The 18,615-nt window shown below is 58.6% G+C and carries 15 protein-coding genes; all 15 read left to right on the forward strand.

The window, feature by feature from the left end:
- The coding region (locus FJY67_06820; GenBank protein MBM3329167.1) for a lipoate--protein ligase family protein at positions 1-866 on the forward strand (866 nt) is incomplete at its 5' end.
- Positions 796-2,019: a 1-deoxy-D-xylulose-5-phosphate reductoisomerase gene (locus FJY67_06825; protein MBM3329168.1), complete on the forward strand. Its 1,224-nt coding sequence runs from the start codon at positions 796-798 to the stop codon at positions 2,017-2,019. The genes FJY67_06820 and FJY67_06825, both read left to right, overlap by 71 nt.
- A gap of 244 nt (positions 2,020-2,263) precedes the next feature.
- Positions 2,264-3,334: an RIP metalloprotease RseP gene (gene rseP, locus FJY67_06830; protein ID MBM3329169.1), complete on the forward strand. Its 1,071-nt coding sequence runs from the start codon at positions 2,264-2,266 to the stop codon at positions 3,332-3,334.
- Entirely contained in the window at positions 3,325-4,743 is a 1,419-nt protein-coding gene (locus tag FJY67_06835; protein ID MBM3329170.1) for a tetratricopeptide repeat protein, read from the forward strand. Before rseP ends, FJY67_06835 begins: the two co-directional genes overlap by 10 nt.
- A 118-nt stretch (positions 4,744-4,861) precedes the next feature.
- Positions 4,862-5,491 carry a hypothetical protein gene (locus FJY67_06840; protein ID MBM3329171.1) on the forward strand — a complete coding sequence of 210 codons (630 nt, stop codon included), beginning with the start codon at positions 4,862-4,864 and terminating at the stop codon, positions 5,489-5,491.
- A complete protein-coding gene (locus FJY67_06845; protein MBM3329172.1) occupies positions 5,488-6,459 on the forward strand; it encodes a glycosyltransferase family 2 protein in 972 nt (323 codons plus the stop codon). The genes FJY67_06840 and FJY67_06845 overlap by 4 nt, the downstream gene beginning before the upstream one ends.
- A 1-nt stretch (position 6,460) precedes the next feature.
- Positions 6,461-7,609 (forward strand): glycosyltransferase family 4 protein, encoded by a 1,149-nt coding sequence (locus FJY67_06850; GenBank protein MBM3329173.1) that lies wholly within the window; start codon positions 6,461-6,463, stop codon positions 7,607-7,609.
- Positions 7,602-8,531 carry a glycosyltransferase family 2 protein gene (locus FJY67_06855; protein ID MBM3329174.1) on the forward strand — a complete coding sequence of 310 codons (930 nt, stop codon included), beginning with the start codon at positions 7,602-7,604 and terminating at the stop codon, positions 8,529-8,531. Before FJY67_06850 ends, FJY67_06855 begins: the two co-directional genes overlap by 8 nt.
- 3 nt (positions 8,532-8,534) lie before the next feature.
- Positions 8,535-9,365 carry a bifunctional DNA-formamidopyrimidine glycosylase/DNA-(apurinic or apyrimidinic site) lyase gene (gene mutM, locus FJY67_06860; protein MBM3329175.1) on the forward strand — a complete coding sequence of 277 codons (831 nt, stop codon included), beginning with the start codon at positions 8,535-8,537 and terminating at the stop codon, positions 9,363-9,365.
- A 6-nt stretch (positions 9,366-9,371) separates the two neighbouring features.
- A complete protein-coding gene (locus tag FJY67_06865) occupies positions 9,372-9,965 on the forward strand; it encodes a class I SAM-dependent methyltransferase (protein MBM3329176.1) in 594 nt (197 codons plus the stop codon).
- Between the two features lie 165 nt (positions 9,966-10,130).
- On the forward strand, positions 10,131-12,770 hold the full coding sequence (locus FJY67_06870) for a T9SS type A sorting domain-containing protein (protein MBM3329177.1): 2,640 nt from the start codon (positions 10,131-10,133) through the stop codon (positions 12,768-12,770).
- A 109-nt stretch (positions 12,771-12,879) separates the two neighbouring features.
- On the forward strand, positions 12,880-15,522 hold the full coding sequence (locus FJY67_06875) for a hypothetical protein (protein ID MBM3329178.1): 2,643 nt from the start codon (positions 12,880-12,882) through the stop codon (positions 15,520-15,522).
- A gap of 94 nt (positions 15,523-15,616) precedes the next feature.
- The gene (locus FJY67_06880; protein ID MBM3329179.1) at positions 15,617-17,704 is read left to right on the forward strand and encodes a hypothetical protein; all 2,088 of its coding nucleotides are present in this window, start codon (positions 15,617-15,619) and stop codon (positions 17,702-17,704) included.
- 162 nt (positions 17,705-17,866) lie between these two features.
- Positions 17,867-18,151, forward strand: a complete 285-nt coding sequence (locus tag FJY67_06885; GenBank protein MBM3329180.1) for an HU family DNA-binding protein — start codon at positions 17,867-17,869, stop codon at positions 18,149-18,151.
- A gap of 296 nt (positions 18,152-18,447) precedes the next feature.
- Positions 18,448-18,615: exodeoxyribonuclease VII large subunit (locus FJY67_06890; GenBank protein ID MBM3329181.1), on the forward strand; the 168-nt coding region annotated here is incomplete at its 3' end.

Consider the following 18,615-nt stretch of genomic DNA (forward strand, 5'->3'; position numbering starts at 1 on the left):
GACGATTGATGTTCCGGTTGATCGTCGATAAGACGCCCCGCCCGGGAGCGTTCCACATGGCTGCAGACGACTTTCTTGCCCGCACGGTGGGTGATTGGGACGGGGCCTTTCGCACTTACAGTTGGTCGCCTCCGGCTATATCGCTGGGAACCCATCAAGACGCTGCTATCGTTGACTTTGATGCCAACCGCCAAATGGGCTGGGATGTTGTCCGACGCCCGACCGGTGGACGGGCACTTTTACACCGGAACGACGTCAGTTATGCATTCGTTCTGCGCGCCGGTGGAACCGGCCCGGTAGGGTTGAGAGTAATATATGGCCAGGTCGCGCGCGCCATTGCCGAAGCCCTCGACGAAGTCGGGATCGCAGTCGATGCCGATTCCGGCTCAAGGTCGCCGTTGCCTCTGACCTCGCGCCTGGGGCGGCTCTGTATGACTTCGCAAGTCCGGGGAGAACTCCTGCATCAAGGGCGAAAGATCGCTGCCGCAGCACAGCGCATTTATCCCGGTGCGATACTTCAGCATGGTTCGCTGCCCTTGACCGGAAGGGCATCTGATATCGCCATCGGCATAAGATTGACCGACCCCGGACGAGAGAGCCTCTCTACCTCGCTGGAACGTGCCGCTTCGAGCCTCGAGCAAGCCGCCAGTCGTATAATCTTGAGCGATGAACTGATGCCGGCACTCGAGCGCGCCATTCAGAAGGCTTTTCAGGGAGAATGGCAAGAGACCGGTTGGTCGCTGCAAGAGATCGAGCAGATAGAGCGCACATCCGAACGGTTCCACATCTATTCCGATGCCGGCGCAAAAATGCCTTCGACGCTGGTCTATCCCGACATTCGAGTCGCAATGGCTTCCCGTGCCTGAAGCCCGCCAACTGGCGCTCTTCGGCTCCACCGGCTCCATCGGGAGTCAGACACTCGATGTCGCCCGACGCATCGGAGGCTTTGAGATCGCCTTGCTCACTGCCGGAAGTCGGTGGGAAGTACTGGCGCAGCAAGCCCGGGAGTATGCCGTGCCGGAGGTGGTGCTTGGCGATGCCGGTCACTACGACGACTTGATGCAGGCTCTGGTCGGGACTGGCTGCCGAGTGCACTGCGGTCGGGACGCGTTAGTGAAAGCCGCTGCCGAAGCCGATTATGACGTTGCCCTCAACGCCCTCGTCGGCATTAGCGGGCTGCCGGTGTCGCATGAAGCACTGAAGCGCGGCAAGACGCTGGCACTTGCCAATAAAGAGTCGCTCGTCCTGGCCGGCGACCTCCTAATGCGAATTGCTATCGAATGTGACGGACAGATCCTGCCTGTCGATTCCGAGCATTCCGCCATCTTCCAGTGCCTGGCAGGGGAGTCTATGGCGTCGGTTCGCAGGCTTATCCTGACTGCGTCGGGAGGCCCGTTTCGAGACTGGAGCAGTGAGCGGATATCGACCGCTTCGCCCGAGGAGGCACTGGCGCATCCCAACTGGAAAATGGGGCCTAAGATCACAATCGATTCCGCCACTCTTATCAACAAGGGTTTGGAGATCATCGAAGCCTGCCATCTTTTCGGCTTGCCGCATGAAAGGGTCTATGTGCGCATCCACCGGCCTTCGGTGGTTCATTCGCTTGTCGAGTTCACCGACGGCTCACTGAAGGCACAACTTGGTAAGCCCGACATGCGGTTGCCGATACAGTTTGCGCTCACCTGGCCGGAACGCCAGCCGGCAGATTACGTTTGCGATGACCCGCTCGAGTGGCCAACGCTAACGTTTGAGACGCTCGATGGATCGAGGTTCCCCGGTCCGGGGCTGGCAAGAGTGGCTTTGACGATGGGGGGGACGGCGACAGCAGTTATGAATGGGGCTGACGAAGCAGCCGTCGCCCATTTTCTATCCCGTCGCATCGCCTTCGGCTCCATTACCGATCTGATCGAGCAGGCTCTGAACCAGCATACACCGCTACCGGCTGATTCGCTCGAGGCCGTTATCGCTGCCGACGCCGAAGGCCGGGACTTCGTCAACAATCGGGTCGCCGCGTCATAGGGGAACGTCAATCCTGCAATGCGAGTATAAACGAAGTGAGTTCATTAATTTATCCAGCGATTGCCGCTGTCACGTGCCTCACGTGACAGCATATAAGCACGAACCTTCCGTCACGTGAGGGCACGTGACGGCGATTTGTGGAGTGAGAGACAAATAAATCAAAGAGCTCGAAGTGAAATTGACAATCCATCACATTTCAAAATCGTATCATTCTTAATTCTAAATTCTTAATTCTTCACTCTGAATGTCCACCATCCTCTCCTTCATAGTCGTCATCGGCATCATCGTCTTCGTTCATGAGTTAGGGCACTACCTCGCAGCGAAGATGTCGGGGGTTCGGGTCGAGACTTTTTCACTCGGTTTTCCGCCTAAGATGCTCGGTCACAAGATCGGCGAGACCGAGTATATAATCGGCTGGGTGCCGCTCGGTGGCTATGTCAAGATGAGCGGGATGATCGATGAGTCGTTCGATGAGTCGTTCGATCCGAACGATCCGCGCGGCTTTATGGCTCAGTCCTTCTGGAGCAAGGTCTTCATCATTTCGGCAGGCGTCATCATGAACGTCCTACTCGGCTGGCTGCTCTATTCGTCGCTCACCTACTCGGAGGGTGTCGGGCGGATGACCGGGACGACGTTGACGCTGGTAAGCCCGGACTATCCGGCTGCTGAAGCCGGCCTTGAAGTGGGTGATCAGATCGTCGCGGTGGCAGGTGAGCGGGTCGAGGATTGGTCGCATATGACCGAAGCAGTGCGCAAGAGTCCCGGTATTCCAGTCGAAGTCGAATGGCTGCGCGGCGACAGCCTTATGCGCACGACGATTACGCCGAGGTCGGCACGCGAGTTCAATCTCCGAACCGGAGCCGTGGACTCTGTCGGGAAGATCGGCGTAGTTGGGACTTTCACTACCGAGCGCGTCGGTCCCCTTGCGGCATTCGTTCACGGTGGCGAACAAGTCTGGTGGGTGATCCGGCTCAACGTTGCATCGGTAGCGGCCCTGCTTTCCGGCACCGCCAGCGTCCGCGAACTTACCGGACCGCTCGGTATTGCGCGAATGTCGGGCGAGAGTGCCCGGTCGGGAGCGGCTTCGTTTATCGCCTTCATCGCCTTGATCAGCATATCAATTGCCTTTCTTAACATCCTCCCGGTGCCGATGCTCGACGGCGGGCACCTGCTGTTCCTGGTGATCGAATCGGTCATCGGTCGCGAAATCCCCGAGAAGGTCAAGACCATGATGATGAAGGTCGGCCTCGCGATGCTTCTGCTTCTGGTCGCCGTTGTCTCATATCATGATATCTTGAGGTTCTATTGGCGATAGTTCATAATGTAAAGCGGCACGCTCTCCCGGTAGGGTTGGCAACGCTTCTGCTTGCGATGCTGATGGCCGGCGGTTGTGCCCGGCAAGGCGTTCGCAGCAGTGCGACGCCATCACCCTCGCGCACCATACGGCCCGACTCGCTGGTGAAGGAAATGGCGCTCGACCGCTACACGGCAGGCGCAATAAGCGAGGAGTCAGGCGATCTTGAAAAAGCCGCCGTCGAATACAACATCGCGCGTCTCTTCGACCCGTCGTCTGCCGAGATCGGCCTGGCACTGGCTCGCGTTTATGAGGCTATGAACGAGCGCCACGCCGCACTGGTCATCCTCGAACAGGTGCGCCGCCTAAAGCCCAACGACGTCGAACTTGAACGCCGCATCGCCGAAGCAAGCCTGCGCGCCGGTGCCACTCGCTCGGCGATGGATCAGTTTGGCACTCTTGAGAAGAAGGGTGCGCTCACGGTCGAAGAGACGATCCGCTATAGTTTAGTCCTCGAGCGACTTGGCAAAGGCGATGAAGCCTATGCGGTAATCCTCCGCGCCATCAAACGTAACAACCGGTCGGCCCCGCTTTACGAACGGCTCGGAATGCTGCAGGTTGCCCGACAGGATTTCGAGGCGGCGGATACGTCTTTGAAGCGGTTGATTGAGATCGACCCCTCGAACCACCGGATGACTTTTCTCCTGGGCGGCTTCTCGGTCGCCCGAAACGACTTTCGCACAGCGAATGAATACTTCCGCAAAGCCGTCGAACTACACCCGACTGACTCGCGCTATTGGACAAACCTGCTGATGACTTTTGAGGAACTGCGCGAGTATGATCCCGCCCTCGGCCTGGCCGATTCAGCCCTTGCCGAGTTCCCCGAAGAACCGCAGTTCTACGACTTCAAGGCTCGCGCCCTCGAGCGGACGAAGCGATACGAGGAGGCCCTCGATTTTGCCGAAAAGTCCATCGCCATCGACAGCACCCGTATCGCGCCCTACCTGACAATCGGCTTTGTCAACCACCAGTTGGAACAGTGGGACAAGAGCATTGCGGCTTATGAAAAAGCCGTTGCTATCGAGGCCGACAATCCGATTGTGCTCAACAACTTCGCCTATCTGCTTTCGGAGGCGAACCGGCGGCTCGAGGACGCCCTTTCGATGGTCGAAAAGGCCCTCGAACTGCGCCCCGAAACACCCTCGTTTCGCGATACCCGCGGTTGGGTGCTCTACCGACTGGGACGCTTTGACGAAGCGTTGACCGATGTCCGCAAAGCCCTTGAAGACGAAGATTCCAACGCCGAACTCTACAGTCATTTGGCACAGGTTCTTGAAGCACTAAATAGAAGCGAAGAAGCGCGATCCGCCTGGCAGAAGGCGGCTCAACTCGAACCCGACAACGATCATTACCGCGATAAAGCGCGCTAACGCGCCCCGGCTCATCCTGCCAATACTATTCGGGGGATGGCTTTTCTCGGCCTGCTCCGGAAGTTCTCTCCTGCGTCGCTACGATGCTTCAGATGCGGGCGACGCACTAACCGGTCTGATGCAGAGACGGGCGTCACTCGAAACTTATGAGGCGAGAGGAACGATATCGGTTCTGGTCGGTCGAGGCGAAGCGAAGGTGCGCAGCCTTATACGTCGGCTGTCGGGCGGCGCCTGGCGCATCGAACTCGAAGGCCCGCTGCGAGTGCGATTGGCTACTATCGAACTGAACGGTGACACTTACCGGATAGAGCGTCCTCAGACCGGTCAGGTCTATTCGGGCAGCATATCCGGCATTCTCCCCTTGCCGGAGTTGGAGGTCGATCTGGAGGAAGTCGGTCATTTAGGCTCGATGCTGTTACCGGCGATTAACCTTGAGCCGGCGCGCAACTGGCGCATCGCGTCAGCGACTTACGGCCATCCGGGGGAACTTACTCTGGTATCGGAGGCGATGCCCGCAGACAGTCTGGTTCTAAAACTTGACTACTCTCCGCTTAGGGTGCATTACGAAACGCTCTGGTCGGGTGGAGAACTTGCCTATCGCCGGGCTTTTCGGTTCGACCGGCCTGACGACGCGCTACCCTCGGGCTGGACGGTGGCGCTTGATGGCATAGAACTCGATATCTCGATCGACCGGATCCGACTGCTGAAAATAGACCATCATCCCCGTCTGGCTCAGGAAGGTCGATGAACACCGCATCAGCCCCTGCGTCGCCGGTTGCCTTGTCCATTGTCATTCCCTTTTACGACGAAGAGGGCTCGCTCGCCGAACTTCACCGCCGTCTGACCGCACTCCTTGAGCGAGAAAATCGTCCCTATGAGATTGTCTTCGTCGATGACGGCAGCCGCGACCGCTCGAACGCCTTAGTCCGGGAGATTAGAATAGCCGACCGGCGTGTCCGACTCATCACTTTTCGCCGCAATCAGGGCAAGTCCGCAGCACTCGATGTCGGTTTTAGGGCTGCTGTCGGTGAGTATATCGTTACGATGGACGCCGATCTACAGGACGATCCCGCGGAGATTCCCAACCTGCTGGCTCAACTCGATAACGGATACGACCTCGTCTCGGGTTGGAAACAAGTGCGTCACGATCCCCTCTCCAAGCGCCTGCCATCCCGCATTTTCAATTTCGTAACCGGTTGGCTGACCGGAATTCGACTTCACGACTTCAACTGCGGACTGAAGGCTTATCGTGCCGAAGTCGTCCGGGAGATCGCCGTCTATGGTGAACGCCACCGCTTTCTGCCGGTGCTGGCACACCTGGCCGGATTCCGGGTCGGTGAAATAGCGGTTCAGCATCATCCCCGGCAGTTTGGGAAGACGAAGTTCGGCGCCTACCGGTTCCTTGCCGGCTTCATGGACCTATTGACGCTACTCTTTCGGATGAAGTTCTTTGCCAAGCCGATGCACCTTTTCGGCAGCCTCGGAATGCTCAGCCTTGCCGCCGGGACCGCCGTCCTCTTCTACCTTGGCATAGGCTGGTTTCAAGGCATCTGGATCGGAAACCGGCCGCTCTTGATGGCAGGCATCCTTGGTGTCATTGCCGGGGTGCAACTGATCACACTTGGCCTGTTAGGCGAGATGATCGCCGAGCGAAGCGGGGGACGGGACTATCCGATCTGCGACGGGAGCGATCTCACGCCGCGTTCCAGGGACTAATTTGCGGATTGCCCTCGTGGGGCCATCGCGTCCCCATCGGGGCGGGATCGCCCAGTTCAACGACCGGCTGGCTGCGGAGATCGCCAGCCGGGGTGACGAACCTCTTCAGGTCGGATTCAAGCGCCTCTACCCCTCGTTTCTCTTTCCGGGGACAAGCCAGTTTGAGGCAGGTCCGGCATCTTCCAATGCCCTCCCTATCCTCGACTCACTGAATCCCCTCACCTGGCACTCTGCAGGCCGTTTTATCGCTGACTGGCATCCCGAATCTGTCGTATGCCATTGGTGGCATCCGTTCTTTGCCCCGGCCTATCGTGGACTCATGTCGAGATTGCCTCGCTCAACTGTTAGGATCGCCATTTGCCACAACGTCCTACCTCATGAGAGTGGAAGTCTGCAATCGTTAACTGCCCGTTTCGGGCTTGGCGGAATGGACGGCTTCATCGTTCATTCATCGCACGACGTTGATGCTCTTGCAGGGCTTCTTGGCCAAGGGCGCATTAGAGATCGCGCCGCCGAGGCATTTCATCCTCTATACGACCAGTTTCCCGGCGCCGATCTTCCCAAGTCAGAAGCGCGGCAACGACTCGACATTGACCCCGACGACCGAATCGTTCTCTGTTTTGGCCTCATTCGACCTTACAAAGGCGTCGATGTTCTGCTCGAAGCCGCTCGCAGGTTGACCGATCTACCCCGGCTCAAGTTGCTAATTGTCGGCGAGGTCTATTCCGGTCGCGATAACTTGATGGAAATGATAAAGTTATTGCCTATGACTATGGTGCGGTTCGAAGATCGTTTCGTCGGCGACGATGAGGTGGCTCCCTATTTCCGCGCTGCCGATCTGGTGGTCCTGCCATACCGGGCGGCGACGCAGAGCGGTATCGTGCCGATCGCCTACCACTGTCGTCGACCGGTCCTGGCGACCCTCGTCGGCGGTTTGCCTGACATCATCGACGAAGGCCGCAGCGGTTTCCTCGTTGAGCCCGGAAGGCCCGATCTTTTGGCAGACTCGATTCGCCGATTTTTCCTCGAACTGAACGCACCGCTGCTTAAAGAGGGCATCGAAGCTGTCGCCGCCCGTCTCAGTTGGTCGCGTTACCTGGACATTCTAAAGGAGTTGACCAGGAACTTGAGGGCTATCGGCTATGCCTGAGCCACTCATTGCGGCCGTCATCGCCAACTGGAATCAGAAGGATCTGACGCTTGCCGCTGTAGAATCACTCTTCCAGGACGGCTGGTCCAATCTCCTTGTAATAGTCATTGACAACGGCTCTAAAGACGGGTCCGTAACCGCGATAAGCGAGCGCTTCCCGGCCGTCCGGCAAATCGTCAATCCGGGCAACTTCGGCTTTGCCAAAGCCAATAATCAGGGCTTTGAACTGGCGTTATCGAGTGGCGCCGAGTTCATATTCCTCCTGAACAATGATGCTGCCGTCGCCTCTGGAACGCTCGGTGAACTGCACCGGTATCTTGACAAACATCCGCGCTGCGGAGCCGTTGCGCCTTATATCTTTTATGCCGGAACCGGCGATCTGATATGGTTCGGCGGCGGGGTTGCCGACCTGACCTGGGGCCGGATCGGCCACCTGGCTATTCGGCAGCGATTCAACCCCATACTGCATGGTGAAGTCCTTTGCGGTTACCTGACCGGTTGTGCCTATTTGGTTCGCAGCCGGTTGATTGTCGAATTGGGCGGGTTTGATCCGGTCTTTGGGCTTTACAGCGAGGATGTCGATCTTTCGATTCGGCATCGCAACGCCGGGTGGGAATTGTGGGCGATACCATCGGCGCGAGTCGATCATAAGGTCTCGGTCTCGGCGGGAGGTCCCGGTTCGCCCCTAAAGGCTTTTCACCTTGCCCGCAGCACGACCATTCTGATGAAGCGATATCTCTCGCCGCGCTCCTGGCTGCTGTTGATTCCAGCCGGAGCGGTGGGGGCATTTGCCAATTCACTCCGCCTGATCGTCATCGGAAAAGCCTCGTCAGTTCCGGCGTTCTTTCAGGGTCTCTGGTCGGGACTAACCGGCCGCCGTCCGCCGCGGAGATTCCGCCTCGAATACGACGGTGAAGCCTGATCTATGCCTGAACTGCCCGAAGTCGAATCCTTGAGACGGCATCTTGAATCGGCCGCCATTGGCCGGACGATCGTTGGGATCGAATTGCCTTTGCCGCGCATCGTGCGGTCGGGGAGTCTGTATGATCTGACCGGTCTAAGCATTGCGTCGATTACCCGGCACGGCAAGTATTTGACTTTTCATCTTCAAGATCGCAGGGGACACCCTTCACCACATCGTCTGCACGCTCATCTTGGTATGACCGGGACCTTCCTTTTCGAGACCCGGGAGAGAAATCTCGATGCCCGTGATGACCGGTTCGTTCGGGCTCGCATTATCCTCGACCGGGGCAGCCTCGCTTTTCGCGACGCTCGAACCCTGGGCGGACTTTGGGAAAGTAATGACAACCGGACACCTTACGACGACTTTGGCCCCGATTTCTTCGATCCGGGTTTCGATGCCGATGCGTTTGTCGCCGCTGTTCGCGGTCGGCGCACTCCCGTCAAACTTGCCCTGCTCGACCAATCGTCCGTCGCCGGTATCGGCAACATCTACGCCTCCGAAGCGCTGTTTTCCGCTGGAATTCATCCTGCCCGCCGCGCATCTTCTATCGGGATCGTCCGCTTGAAGCGCCTGCATAAAGCGCTGGGAGAGATAATGACCGCCGCGATTGCTTCGGGTGGGACGACCTTTCGCGACTTCCGCCTCTCCGACGGCCGGGAGGGAGCGTTCAAGGCCTCTCTCGCGGTCTATGGCCGGGAGGGCGATCCATGTCAGCATTGCGGAACCGCGATCCGGCGAATCGTTCAAGGCGGGCGCAGCAGTTTCTATTGCCCGCGCTGCCAGCGGGGATGAGACTCATTGACAGCGCTACATGATCGTCGGATGTGGGAGCGACTTACCCGTCGTTATCACAAGCGCGATTGGAGCGGCCCCGGCAACTTCCTGACCCGTCGCGAGTGGGAGGGTGCACGACGACTTTTCGATCGGCATTGTAAGTCTATCGAAGGCGCAATAATCGATCTTGGCACCGGCGGGGGAGCCTTCTGGAGGGTCCTCGACCTCCTACCGGATCGCGTCATTAGGATTGACATTATTAGAACGTATGCCCCAGTCTCTGCCGTGGGATCATTTGTGCAGGCTGATGCGCGGCACTTGCCGCTGGTGTCATGTAAAGTGGGGTGTATTGTTGCGCTTGGACTGACTGAATATCTAAATGACTTGGATGCCGCCTTACACGAGTGGCGTCGGGTGATTACCGCCCGGGGACGACTATTGCTCACCTGGTCGCCGCCGGGCGCGTTAGGTAACCAAGTCCGCCGTTTGACTAAACCGCCTGTCTATCTGCGCAAGGATGAGGCGATGCTGCAACATTTAACTCAGTCCGGTTGGCATCCAGTCTGCGCAGTCGAACATCACGGCTGGCAGGCAATGGTGGTTGCCGGACCGGTTTGATGCGCATTAGTTGAGAATCAGCAGACTGTCGCAATCAACCCGGCTTTCCAAGCCGTATCTTTTTGTAAGAGGGAAGGCTTGCAATAGACCTTCGCTCTTGTTATACTGTTATGTTGCCTTAGTTGCCGTAGGGTGAGCGGCGACCTTTATACCAAGGAGTTTCCATTGCGCTTCCTCCACTGTTTCCTGGTTATTCTGACGACGCTTATGCCGCTGGCGGGAGCGATCGCCGTCGATCTTGATTCGCCGCACCGTGAAGGTGTGGTGATGTTCAGCGTCTGGCCCGGTTACAAAATCGAACTTCCCTCCGAAGGTGACCTCCGTTCCGGCTATGAACCGCTCGACCGGTTTATGGACGGCATCGGTGCAACCCTTGTCGAGCGCACCTTCCCATTCTGCCTACCACCGGTCAAGGACGGCCCGGACCTCAGCCTGATCTATAACCTCTACTTCCCGGAATCGGTCTCTATTGCCGACGTGATTCATGATCTCTCGAAGGTCGAAGGGATCGAACTGGTCGAGCCGTGGTATATCTATCAGACCTGCTTTGAGCCTAACGACCCTCGTCGCGGTCAGCAGTATGCGCTGCAGAAACTGCAGATGTATTCGGCTTGGGATATCCATCGCGGCAGCCGCAGCATCGTCGTAGCCGATGTCGATACGGGGATCCAATATAACCACCCCGACATTGCTGCGAACCTCTGGATCAATCCCGGCGAAGATTTGAACGGCAACGGCGTCATCGATCAGGATGAGATCAACAACCGCGACGACGATGGCAACGGTTATCGCGATGACTTCTGGGGTTGGGATGCGATGCAGAACGACCGCCTGCCGCAGGACTCGGACGGCCACGGCACCCACACCGGCGGGACGATTGCCGCGGTTACCAATAACGGCACCGGTGTTGCTTCGATCGGATTCAACATCTCTCTAATGGTCTATCGCGCCGGGACCGGCGGATCGATTCAGTATGGTTATCAAGGCATCGAATACGCGGCCCGCAACGGCGCGACAGCGGTGAATTGCTCGTGGGGTGGTCCGGGCGGGAACGACTTCACCCGACGGGTGGTGATCGACGCTAACGCTCGCGGCTGTCTCGTCGTCGCTGCAGCCGGCAACGACAACGTCGATGCGACCTTTTATCCGGCATCCTATCCGACCGTGCTTGCAGTAGCCGCGACCGATCAGAATGACCGCCGCGCGGGCTTCTCGAATTACGGTGCCTGGGTCGATGTCTCGGCTCCGGGGGTCTCAATCATGAGCACCGTCCCGACCAATGGCTATGCGAGTTATCAAGGCACCTCGATGGCCGCCCCGCATGTCGCCGGACTGGCCGGACTGGTTAAGTCGGCCTATGAACAACTCACAGTCGAGGAACTGCGCCAGTTGATCCTCGCCGGCGCCGACAATATCGACGAGCAGAATCCCAACTTCCAGGGCCGGCTCGGTTCCGGCCGGGTCAATGCCTACCGGTCATTGCTGCTTGGCAATCGCCCGATCCTTACCATCGACACCCTGATAATCGACGACAGCGACGAAGGCAACGGCAACGGCGCTCTCGATCCGGGCGAATCGGTGCGTCTTCTTCTGACCATCTCCAACGGCGCCAACGGCCAGCCTACCGAAGGCATTCAGGTCATCGCGCTGAGTTCCGATACGACGATCTTCATTGCCCCCGAACCGATGAACTTTCCCGACCTCGAGCCGGGCGAGCAGGTCGAATACCGTGACGGCTACATTTTGCTGAACGTCAACGAATCAGCTCGCGCCCACACGACCTGGATCACTGTTGTTGTGACGGCAGCCCCCGGCGACGTCCGGATCGAGCGGGAGTTCGAACTTTTGGTAGGGCACCCCGACATCCTCGTGATCGACGACGATGAGGGCGGCAACGCGGAGGAGACCATTTTCGAGTCGATCGAAGCGATGGGCCTGGGCTGGGCACGGTGGGATGTCGTAACGAAGTTCTCGCCTGACGCGGTAACCCTTGAGGATTACCCGATGGTCGTCTGGATAACCGGCGATGCCAACCCGCCGCTTGACGAACTCGACCGCTTCCAACTCGAAACCGCGCTATACGAACGCGCCAATATCATGTTGATCGGCAAGCGGATCGGCGACGATGCCGAGAACCACGAACTGCTGCGCAATTACTTCGGTGCGATGCACCGCGAGGACTCGGCCTTCGCCATTATCACGACCGGACTCGTAGGTGAGCGACCGGTGGCACCCGACATTCAACTGGTAATGTCGGGCGGCGGTGGAAGCGATCCGCGCATTTCGCCCTCGACGATGGCACCGGTCCTGGGGGCCGATAGTCTGATGGTCTATCGTCGTGCCGGGATGGAGATCACCGGCCTGGCCGGCGTCTGGCGCGAAGACCGCCGAACCCAATCGCGGACGATTTACCTCGGCTTTTCATTTGAGTCAGTTAGCAACCGCCAGTCTGCCCGCGACGAGGCCTTTCGGCAGATGTTCCGCTGGTTCCGCGATGGCGAACTGAACAATTCCGCACCATACGATCCGTCATTGCCAATGAACTACGCCATTGAACCGGCCTTTCCCAATCCCTTCAACAGCCGCGTCCGGCTCGGTTACACCCTGCCAGCGGCAGCTCGGGTCGAACTCGCCATTTACGACCCGTCGGGGCGGCTGGTCGAGCAACTATACTCCGGTATGAAGGCTTCCGGACGGCATGCCATTCAGTGGGATGCCAACCTCAGTCCTTCGGGTATTTACTTCTTCCGTTTGACCACACCGGGCCGGGCGCCGATCGAAGAGCGTCTGGTGCTCGTCCGGTGACATTGATATAGCGATCTTATACGCACGCTGTCATTGCGGGTTTGCCATCGGTGCAGACCGCAGACTTGATCATTCGCTGCCGTAAAGTTAGCGGCGGAAAGGAGCCATCTTGCGCGTCGGTTCACAGTTCCTGATCGCTCCCCTAAGCATGTTGCTTACCGTGTGCCTGGCTGTCGCCGGAGCACCCAATAGCGAGCCGAAGGCTGAAATGCGGCCCGGTGTCGCTATCTTCAAGGTTGAGGCTGCACTCTTCAGCGACATCGGCGCCACCAAGGTCGAACGCCTTGGCGATCCCGCGATCGATGCCGCCCTCGAACGAATCGGCGCCATCGGCGTTGAACGCAAGTTCCCTCATAATCCCGGCCCTGCAAGACCGGGCGGCACCGACCTGCGACCAATTTTGAACGTTTATTTCCCAGAGTCGGTCTCCGTCTGGGAAGCCTGCCGCATTCTCCTCGCTACCCCGGGCGTCCGCTACGCTCACCCGTGGTGGATCGACGAGGTCTACCTGCCCCATAACGATTCGCTACGCGATCAGCAGTATGCGCTCAATCTCATCCGCGCCAATCAAGCGCACGACTCGAGCCGCGGCAGCCCCGCTGTCGTCATCGGTATCGTCGATCTAGGCGGCAACCTGACCCATCCCGACTTGGCCGCCAACATCTGGCAGAATCTCGGCGAAGACGCCAACGGCGACGGGCAGTTGACGAACGAAGATATCGACACCACCGACAACGACCAGAACGGCCATGTCGATGACTTCTATGGCTGGGACTTTCAAGGCAACGACCGCGACCCGACCGACATAAACGGTCATGGAGTTCACGTTTCAGGCATTGCCTCAGCCGTTACCAACAACGAGGAAGGCGTCGCCTCGATTGGCTACAGTTGCGCCCTGATGTCGGTCCGGACCGGACAGGGAACTCAGATCAACTTCGGCTACGAGGGGATCGAATACGCCTATCGCAATGAGGCGCATATCATCAACTGCTCGTGGGGCGGAACGCAGCGAACCGATGCAGCTCAAGAAGTGATTACTGCAGCCTTTGAAGCGGGCACTCTGGTCGTGGCCGCATGCGGCAATTCAGGCAATGCCCGAGTCCTATATCCGGCCGGCTATGACCACGTTCTTTCCGTTGCGGCAACCGACCGAAACGACGTCAAAACCAACTTCTCAACCTACGGCGATTGGGTCGATATTTCTGCTCCGGGTGTAGAAATCATCACCACGACCTTGGGCACCGACTACAATCCAAGTTTCCTCGGCACCTCAGCTGCTTCGCCGCATGTTGCCGGCGCCGCAGGCCTTCTGAAGGCGCGCTTCCCCAACGCCCCGCCCGACATCCTGACCGATTTTCTGGTTACCTCAGCGGACAACATCGATCAGCAGAATCCGAACTTCGTCGGAATGCTCGGCGGCGGACGTCTTAATGCCTACGCCGCGCTTCGCGCCGCAGCCGACCCGGTGCCCCTCATTCAGAGCATTAACCTGATCTACGAGGATAACGGCAACAATGTCATCGAGCCTGGCGAGATGGCCGGATTCACGGTCACAGTGGTCAACCGGGGCACCCCCCCCGAGGAGTTGATCGCAACCTTTTCCAGTGACGATCCGGCAGTTGAGGTGATTCATGGTGAAGTAACCTTCCCTAATCTCGATGTTGGACAACGCCACACCAACACCGACGAGCCGTTTATAATCGAGGTGGCGCTTGACTTCATCCCCCATACGGCAGTTTGCACGGTGACGCTGCATGCCCAGCCCGGAGACCTGACCCGCTCGAGGGACTACGAGTTTCTCCTTGGGCATCCGAACATCCTGATCGTCGATGACGACGGCGGTCTCGACTACGAACAGTATCACAAGAACACCGTCACGGCGATCCGGCAGGGCTGGCTGAACTGGGACTGCTCCCGCGTCGGCCCGCCGCCCGACACCGTCCTCTCCGACCACTCATTGGTGATCTGGGAAACCGGCGATGCCTATCCGCCGCTCGACGAATATGACCGAATCTCCATCCGCACCGGTCTGGCTCGCGGTGCGAGGATGCTGCTATCGGGACGTTACATCGGCGACGACCCGGAAAACCGGCAGTTCATTCGGACCTATTTGGGGGCAACGCACGGCGCCGACTCGGTGGGAGCATCGGTGGTTTTAGGAGTCTCCCGCCGCGCGGCGGTGCGCGGCGATGAGGTTCTCTTTCTGACCGGCGAAGGGGGGTCCGACGACGGCAATATCTCACCTTCGACCATGACGGTCCTGACGCCGGGAGACAGTCTCTTCGTCTATAGTCAGTTCGGTGAGATCATGGGTCTCGCCGGGGTCTATAAGCACGATCAACGCACCAACGCCAAGACGATCTACCTCGGGTTCAATTTTGCTGCCATCAGCAACATTGGCACCCGCAGAGAGACCGTGCTCGAGAGTATGCTCCGCTGGTTTGCTCCGGAACTTAGCGCTGACTGGCCCGAGCCGCCGCTACCGGGAAATTACCTCCTCGAACTGGCTTTTCCCAATCCGTTCAACGGCCTTGTGCGGCTCGACTATTCTCTGGCTCGGGAAGCGGACTTTCGGCTGGCTATCTTCGATCAAGCCGGTCGCGAGGTGACGCTCGTCGAGTCCGGCCAGGGGCGCAGCGGACGTCATTCGACCTTCTGGCGGCCGGGCGAACTGCCTTCAGGCGTCTATTTTGCCCGCCTCGATGTGCCGGGTGAAGCCTCTTCGACGCAGAAACTGGTCTTGATGAAGTAACTTCCGGTTCAGCCGGATTCTTTCAAAACAACTTGCCCGTCGCCGGTTCAGGGCGGCGGGCAGGTTGTTTTTGCCCTTTAAATTGAGTCTTACCATGCTGCGGTCGGCACTAACCACAATCCTGCAGTTTTCACTTTGCGCATCGTCCATTGCAGAGGTCGTTACCAACCTCGATCCGCGTTTGACCCGGGACTTTGCGTTAATCGAACGATTTGCCGCAGATCCAAGCGAGGCAAATGCGCAGCAATTGAAGCGCGCCGGTTTGCCGCTTGACATCGATCCCCAACTAAAGGTCTTCCTCTATGTCGATGGAAAGGATGCCGATCCATCGGCAGGCCTTCGCAACCGGAGTGACCTTGAAGTTTATCTGCAGTCCTGGGTGCCGCCGGTGGGAGGTCATCCCTATGGTTACTATCTTGTCCGCGCGCATAAGTCAGCCATAGGGCAACTACTGGCAAAGGGTGTCGTTGTCTATGCCGCCTCGGCCTACCGCAGGTTGAAGCCACTCAACGACCTAACTGCCATAGAGACCGGAGCGCTTGCCGCGCAGCAAGCTGATCCAGCACTTACCGGTCGAGGTGTCCGGCTCGCCGTCATCGACTCAGGCTTCCAACTCGACTTTCCTGACTTGCCGGATCCGGCTGCGGCAATGGACTACGCCGATTATCCCGACACCAGCGAGGACGTAACCGACCTCGTTTCAGCCCATGGGACGCATGTCGCCGGGACGGTCTATGGCAGTGGCGAACTCTCGGGCGGACGGTGGCGCGGTATGGCGCCTGCCGCCGAAGCGATCTACCTCAAGATTGGCGACGATTCGACTGCCTATGCCTCCAGTGCCGCTGTCGTCGGCGCCGTTCGCGGCGCTGCGACCTGGTGCCGCGCTGACATAATGACGATGAGTTACGGCGGCTACGACTACTTCAACGATGGCTCGTCGCCCGAAGAGCAGGCTGTCGATTGGGCAGTCGGACAGGGCACAACAGTCTTCATGTCGGCCGGCAATCAGGCTCGAGGTTGGATTCACTACTCCGACGTGTTAGAAGGCGGTGCAACCACCGATCCCATTGCAGTCATTTCGGTCTATGCGGGCGAAGGTCGATCCTGGGGATTTGTGCTTTCGTGGTATGATGGACCTGACACCTCGGTTCACCTGCCATTCACTGCCGCTGTCAGAAACAGTCGAGGTGACGAAGAGCCGTTTGAGGCTATGCCACAGGTGGCATCTCTACGCGGTACCGAAGCTCGAGAGTATCTGGCTCGCAACGATCTTCCCAATGAAGTTGCGAACTTCACGATCCAAGTGACCAATCATAGCGAATCAGCGCTTCGTTTCCACATCCTGACCCTCGATGAGGAGGGTGGCGTTCGCTTCCGAGCCGCAGATCCCGATTTCACCGTTCTGCTCCCGTCCACTGCAGACTCCTGCCTGTCTGTAGCCGCCTACACCTCACGCACTAGGTGGACGGCCTTCTACGGTGCAGAGCAGGGCAACGGTGGAATCCTTGGTGATATTGCCTACTTTTCATCGCGTGGTCCCCGTATAGACGGCCATTTGAAGCCCGACATCGCCGCGCCAGGAATGACCACTATCTCCTGCCGCAATCAGGATCTGTTGCCGCCTGGTATCGGCTATGACGATCTCATCATTTCCAACGACGGCGAATCTGGCGAACCGGCCGATTATCTTGCACTTATGGGGACTTCGATGTCGAGCCCGGCAGCAGCGGGGACGGCCGGTTTGCTGCTCGAAGCCGAGCCCGACTTGACGCCCGCTGAACTGCGCCGGCGACTAATCCTGGGCACCCGGCGCGATGGGTGGACCGGTCGGGTTCCCAACACTACCTGGGGTTGGGGCAAGATCGACATCGTCCGCGCTCTGGCAGCGCCGAAGGACTCGGATAGCCCTGTGCATCCGACCTCGTTCGATCTGGGCGGTGTCTGGCCCAATCCTTTTAATGCCGGGTTCGTTGTGCGCTACTCCATTGGCGTGCCGGGGCTGGTTCGTTTAAGACTAATCGACACGAGCAGCCGCACGGTTTGGCGCACTTATCGTTACGTTGCCCGGTCCGGGTGGCAGATAGAGGCGGTAATGGTGCCGTATCTGCCCAGCGGCAGTTATTTTCTTGAAGCGAGCGCCGGGCAGGTTATCCGCTCCGTACGGGTTACGGCACTTAAGTAGGATTGGGAAGTTAAAGTTGAAGATGCAGCGCCGGATATGCCGATGGCACTTGCAGGAGCAGCGCCTTCCGTTTATCTTTAGGGATTAGTTCGACCGAATGGGCGCAGCGGCGCTCTCATAGGCCGTGCCAGCCGGATTGCTGGTTTCATAGGAGGGAACCCAATGAACCGTGCGGACATCATCCAAAACGTTTCCGATGCCACCGGGTTAACCCGAAGCGACGTCTCAGCCGTCTTCGAAGGCGCGCTCAAGATGATCGAATCGGAACTTGCCAAAGGTGGAACCGTCGAACTGCGTCGGTTCGGCACCTTCAAAGTCGTCAGGCGAGCGGCACGGCGGGCAGTCAACCCCCGCACCCGTCAATCGATCAAAGTGCCGGCCCGGATCACCCCTACCTTCAAACCCTCCCCGCTTCTTCGGAATGCGGTGAAGAAAGCGAAGGTCTGACTTCACCCGTGCAATTTCAAACCACCTGAGGGGACACTTTGCCCTGCGGACGTAAGCGTAAGCGCCATAAGATGGCCACTCACAAGCGCAAGAAAAGATTGCGCAAGAATCGTCACAAGAAGAAGATCCGTTAGTCAGGCAGCGGGAGTCGGGGATATCTCCGCTCCCGCTCTATTCCATTGCGGTTAACCGAACTCTCGGGGAGCCGCTCGTTGCCCCGTATGAGATAACGCTCACCGTGCGTCGCCGGCCCGGCCCGCAGGCGCCCGCAAGCCCATCCCAGCAACAGAGGACCCTTGGTGACCAACGTCAGTCCCGACATCTGGTCAGTCAGCCGGCTTACCGCCGAAATCCGGCGACTACTCGAAGACGGGCTTCCGTTGCTCTATCTCGAAGGTGAGTTGTCGAATGTGAAACACCACTCTTCGGGGCATCGGTATTTCACTATCAAGGATGAGGGGGCG

It is taken from the genome of Calditrichota bacterium, from assembly GCA_016867835.1.
In the GTDB taxonomy this organism is placed as follows: Bacteria; Electryoneota; AABM5-125-24; order Hatepunaeales; family Hatepunaeaceae; genus VGIQ01.